At 68.5% G+C, this 4804-nt stretch carries 5 protein-coding genes; 2 read left to right on the top strand and 3 right to left on the bottom strand.

The window, feature by feature from the left end:
- The 3 genes from egtB to WBA11_RS10160 form a co-directional block, all read right to left on the bottom strand.
- Positions 1 to 1043 (bottom strand): ergothioneine biosynthesis protein EgtB (gene egtB, locus WBA11_RS10170; protein ID WP_424520584.1); only part of this gene is annotated, 1043 nt, incomplete at its 3' end.
- A gap of 66 nt (positions 1044 to 1109) precedes the next feature.
- The gene (locus WBA11_RS10165; protein ID WP_424520583.1) at positions 1110 to 2336 is read right to left on the bottom strand and encodes an alpha/beta fold hydrolase; all 1227 of its coding nucleotides are present in this window, start codon (positions 2334 to 2336) and stop codon (positions 1110 to 1112) included.
- A 48-nt stretch (positions 2337 to 2384) separates the two neighbouring features.
- Positions 2385 to 2522 carry a hypothetical protein gene (locus tag WBA11_RS10160; protein ID WP_424520582.1) on the bottom strand — a complete coding sequence of 46 codons (138 nt, stop codon included), beginning with the start codon at positions 2520 to 2522 and terminating at the stop codon, positions 2385 to 2387.
- A 128-nt stretch (positions 2523 to 2650) separates the two neighbouring features.
- Between WBA11_RS10160 and WBA11_RS10155 the strand changes: the two genes are divergently transcribed.
- Positions 2651 to 3151 carry an MOSC domain-containing protein gene (locus WBA11_RS10155; protein WP_424520581.1) on the top strand — a complete coding sequence of 167 codons (501 nt, stop codon included), beginning with the start codon at positions 2651 to 2653 and terminating at the stop codon, positions 3149 to 3151.
- An 8-nt stretch (positions 3152 to 3159) separates the two neighbouring features.
- A partial coding sequence (gene dnaG / locus WBA11_RS10150; RefSeq protein WP_424520580.1) for a DNA primase occupies positions 3160 to 4804 on the top strand: 1645 nt, incomplete at its 3' end.

Raw genomic sequence — 4804 nt, 5'->3', positions numbered from 1 at the left:
GGCGCGGGGTGGAGGCGGCCTGCGTCGGCGAAAGAGCCGGGCGCGTCACCGGTCGACCACGCCGACCTCGAGGCGACCTCCCACTCCTGCTCGCTCGGCAGCCGAGCGCCGGACCAGCGTGCGTAGGCATCGGCCTCGAAGTAGCTGACGTGCGTGACCGGCTCGTTCGGGTCGACGGGGCGCATCCCGGACAGCGTGTAGTGCCACCACTCACCGTCTCGTTTCTCCCAGTAGAACGGCTCGGTCCAGTTTTCGGCCTCGCGCGTGGCCCAGCCGAGCGAGAGCCACAGCGGTGTCTGGTCGTAGCCGCCGTCCTCCATGAACGCGAGGTACTCGCCGCACGTCACGAGCCGGTCCGCGACCTCGAAGGCTTCGACGAACGCGCGGTGCCGCGGCGACTCGTTGTCGAAGTGGAACCGGCCCCGACTCGAGGACGGCTCACTGGGCTCGAACCCGATCTCGTGGAGTCCGGCCTCGAAGGACGTCCAACCGAGTGGGCCGGGATCGTCGGCCTCGATGTGGAGCCGCTCGCGGTACGCGGGCCGAAGCGGGTTGACCGAGAACACGTGCTTGAGGTCGGTCAGCATCAGCTCCTGGTGCTGCTGCTCGTGGTGCAGCCCGACCTCGACGACGTCGGCCACGTCCTGACGGTCCGGCTCATCGAGCGACCCGAGAAAGTCGGCCATCGCGGCGTCGACGTGGGCGCGGTACGCGAACACCTCCTTGACGGTCGGGCGCGACAAGTAGCCGCGTTGAGCGCGACAGTGGCGCTCGCCCGCCTGGACGTAGTAGCTGTTGAACAGGAACGGGTAGCGCTCGTCGTGCAACTCGTAGTCCGGCGCGAACGGCTCCAACACGAAGGTCTCCCAGAACCACGTCGTGTGGGCCAGGTGCCACTTGGTCGGCGAGACGTCCGGCGACGACTGGACGACGAAGTCCTCGGTCGCGAGGTCGGCGCACAGCGACTCGGTAAAGTCGCGGACCTCGGCAAAGCGCTCGGAGAGCCGCATCGAGGTCGGGGAGGGAATCTGGGTCGGCGACATGCTGTGAGTGTCAGGGAGTCCGGATGGTGACGGGTGATGCTCCGCCTCGAGGCCGGCTGCGGCGCGTCACGCCTCGACCGTAACGACGTCGACCTCGCCCCTTAGGGTCCGGTGGACCGGGCAGCGGTCCGCGATCTCTAGCAACCGCGCCCGTTGACCGCCCTCGAGGTCGCCCTCGAGGGCGATGGTGCGCGTCAAGCGGTCGAGGTGGCCGTCGGTCGTGAGGCAGGCCTCGCAGTCGTCGGCGTGGACCTTGGCGTGGGTGACCTGGACGGAGACGGCCTCGAGGGCGAGGCCCTTGCGGTCGGCGTACATCCTCAGCGTCATCGCGGTGCAGGCGCCGAGCGACATGCAGAGCAGGTCGTAGGGCGTCGGGCCGGTCTCGGTCCCGCCGATGGACGCGGGCTCGTCGGCGACCAGGTCGAAGCCCCTCGCGCTGAGTGCGGTTCGGAAGCCGGAGGCGACAATCGAGGCCGTGACCGTCGGGTTGTCGTAGCCCGGATCGTCCCCGAGGTCGGACGGCGCTGGGCACAGGTAACGCCCCGCCCACGCGGCCAGAACGCCCGCGACGTACTCGGCGTCGTCGCGGTTGGTGAGCAGGTGGTTCGCGCCGTCGAGCGACACGAAGCTCTTGGGATGACGCGCGGCCTCGTAGATGTGGCGCGCTTGTTCGATCCCCACCGTCTCGTCTTGTGGCGAGTGGAAGACTAGGAGTGCCCGGTCGAGCTTGGCGATGCGCCGACGCATCATGTCGTGCGAGTCGAGGTCGGTTAGGAAGTCACGCCGGATGGTGAACGGCCGCCCGCCGATGTCGACCTGAGCGTGGCCGACGGTCTCGATCTCCTCCTCGGCCTCGATGAGGAGGCGCCGAACGTGTCCCGGGTCACACGGCGCGCCGATGGTCGCGACCGCACGAACCGAGTCGATGTACTCGGCCGCCACCAGAACTGCCGCTCCCCCTAAGCTGTGACCGATCAGGAGCTGCGGGGCGTCTCGTGCCTCGGTGAGATACTTTGCCGCAGAGACCAGGTCTGCCACGGACGACGAGAACGAGGTGTCCTCGAAGTCTCCCTCGGACTCACCCAGTCCCGTGAAGTCGCACGCCAACACAGCGATCCCCCGGTCCGTCAAGGCCGCCGAGATCCGCTTGACGGCGTGAAGGTCCTTGGAGCACGTGAAGCAGTGAGCGAACACCGCGTACGCGACGGGCTCACCCGACTCGGGCAGGTCGAGACGTGCGGCGAGCGAATGCCCGAGTGCCGTCGGAATCTGGAAGTGTTCGCTATGGGGCATGGGGCGGAGAGGCTGACTCGAGAGTGGGCGAGATATGATGCCGCGAGCTTACGAGGCGTCGGTGTCGTCGTCGTGGACGTCCGTGTCGTCGTCGGCGCGGCCCTGGGGCGTCGGGGCATCCTTCTGGTCAACGTCCGTCACGGGTTCGTCGGCGGAGGCGTCTTGAGGGCTGGGAACGTCGGGCATTGAGGTAGGGGAGATGTCGAGGGTCTATCGACTCACGCACGGGTCCGTTCCGTCCTCGAGGACGGGGACCTTGAGGACGGGGACCTCGAGGACGGCGGTGCGTTGGACGGCGACTCCTGCATCCCGTCGTGACCGGACGCCTCGTCTCCATCTTTGTCGCACCGAGCGCTGGCGCGCCGGTAGAGTCCGTCACGTCCGCCCGCGCGCTCTCGGGTCGCGGCCTCGAGGGCGACCGCTATGGCACCGGTGTCGGCTCGTTCAACCGGTGGCCGGGGCGAGGACGAGACCTGTCGCTCATCGCGCTCGAAGACCTCGAGGCCGCGCGCGACGGGTTCGGCGTGTCCGTCCTCGAGGGCGAGCACCGGCGCAACCTGGTCGTCGAAGGCGTCGATTTGGAGGCGTTGCTCGGCGTGCCGTTCACGATCGGCGGCGTCGCCCTCGAGGGCGTCCGGCGGTGCGCGCCATGCAAGTACCTCGTCCGGGTGACGGGGCAGGACGAGATCTTTCAGGCCTTGGTGCGGCGCGGCGGCCTGCGTGCGTCCATCGTCTCCGACGGCGTCCTCGAGGTCGGAGACGCCGTCACGTGGGATCCGGCCGACGTGGCCAAACGAGCGCGACTCCCGCGGTAACATCCGTCATGGCTGGCATCCCCGACGAAACGATCGCTGAGGTCCGCGCCGCGTCCGACTTGGTCGACGTGGTGAGCGACCGCGTGCGGCTCAAAAAGCAGGGGCAGCGTTACATGGGCCTGTGCCCGTTCCACAACGAGAAGTCGCCGTCGTTCTCCGTCGACCCGTCGCAGAACCTCTACTACTGCTTCGGCTGCCGACGGGGCGGGGACGTGTTCAAGTTCGTCCAAGAGATCGAGGGCGCCGGGTTCTTGGATTCGGTCCGCCTGCTCGCCGACCGTGCCGGGATCGAGATCCGCGAGACCTCTGGTCCGGAGGGGGACCGCAAGGCGACGCTCCATGCGGCCCTTCGGTTTGCGGCCGGCTACTACTACAAAACGTTAGGTCTTCCTGAGGGCGAGCGAGCCGTCGCCTACCTCCAGGCGCGCGGGTTCAGCAAGGACGCCGTGCGCGAGTTCGGCATCGGCGTCGCGCCTGCGGGCTGGGACGGCTTGGTCACGGCCGCCCTCGAGGCCGGCTACAAGCCCGACGTCTTGGAGGCCGTTGGGTTGGCGAAGGAGCGGAACGGCGGCGGCCACTACGACCTGTTCCGCGACCGGCTGATGTTTCCCATCCTGTCGCCGATCGGCAAGGTACTGGGGTTTGGCGGCCGGATCCTGCCGGACACCCAGACCGGGAGCGACGATTACACGCCGGCCAAGTACGTCAACTCGCCCGAGACCGAGGTCTACCAGAAGTCGCGCGTGCTCTACGGGATGAAGCACTCGAAGCGCGCGATCCGGACGGAGCGCGAGGCGATCGTGGTCGAGGGCTACGCCGACGTCGTGTCCCTGTGGGACGCCGGCGTCCGCAACGTCGTCGCGGCGTCGGGCACGGCCTTAACGCCGCAACAAGTCGACTCGCTCAAGCGACTCGACGTCCAGCGGCTGATCCTGCTGTTCGACGCCGACAGTGCCGGGCAGAACGCGGCGCACAAAGGGATCACGGTCGCCCTCGAGGCCGGGCTCGCGCCCTACGCCGTGAGCCTGCCCGACGGGGCCGACCCAGACTCGTACGTCCGAGACCACGGCACTGACGCCTTCAAGGCCGTCCTGCGCGACGAGCGGCTCGACTTCGTCCAGTTCCTAGTCGCTCGCGCTCGCCGTGAGGGCCGGCTCGACACGCCCGAAGGCAAGTCCGAAGTCGTCCGCGAGGTGCTGACGACGATCAAGCGCTTGAACGACCCGATCCGAGCCGGCGAGTACCTGCGCGTCGCCGCGACCGCCTTGGACGTGTACGAGACCGACCTGCGGCGCCAGTTCGAGGGGCAGGCCGCGCCCCGACGGGCTCCCCGTCCTCGACCCGAGCCGACCGACCTCGAGGCCGTCCCCGAGACGGCCGCCGACGTCCGGCCCGAGGAGAGCGCACTCGTACGGCTGATGATCCAGCAGGGGACGCCGATGGTCGAGCACGTCCTGACCCGGATGGGCGTCGAGGAGTTCACGGAGGGCGCACCGCGGACTGTCGTCCAGGCTCTGATCGCCCAGTTCGACGCCGGGATCGTCGACCCGACGCCGTTCACGCGGGGGGACTTCGGCGAGGAGGTCCGCGTGTTTATCCAAGAAGCCGTCCTCGAGGAGCACTCGCTGAGCGCAGACAACTGGAAGGAAAAAG

The organism is Rubrivirga sp., assembly GCF_049648075.1.
Lineage (GTDB): Bacteria > Bacteroidota > Rhodothermia > Rhodothermales > Rubricoccaceae > Rubrivirga.
Note: the sequence above shows the minus strand (reverse complement) of the source record. Positions and strands in the feature narration are given on the sequence as shown.

Bases quoted from the DNA above. Each gene is read 5' to 3' on its own strand.
- WBA11_RS10160 (WP_424520582.1), bottom strand. From the start codon at position 2,522: ATGCCCGACGTTCCCAGCCCTCAAGACGCCTCCGCCGACGAACCCGTG.
- WBA11_RS10165 (WP_424520583.1), bottom strand. From the start codon at position 2,336: ATGCCCCATAGCGAACACTTCCAGATTCCGACGGCACTCGGGCATTCG.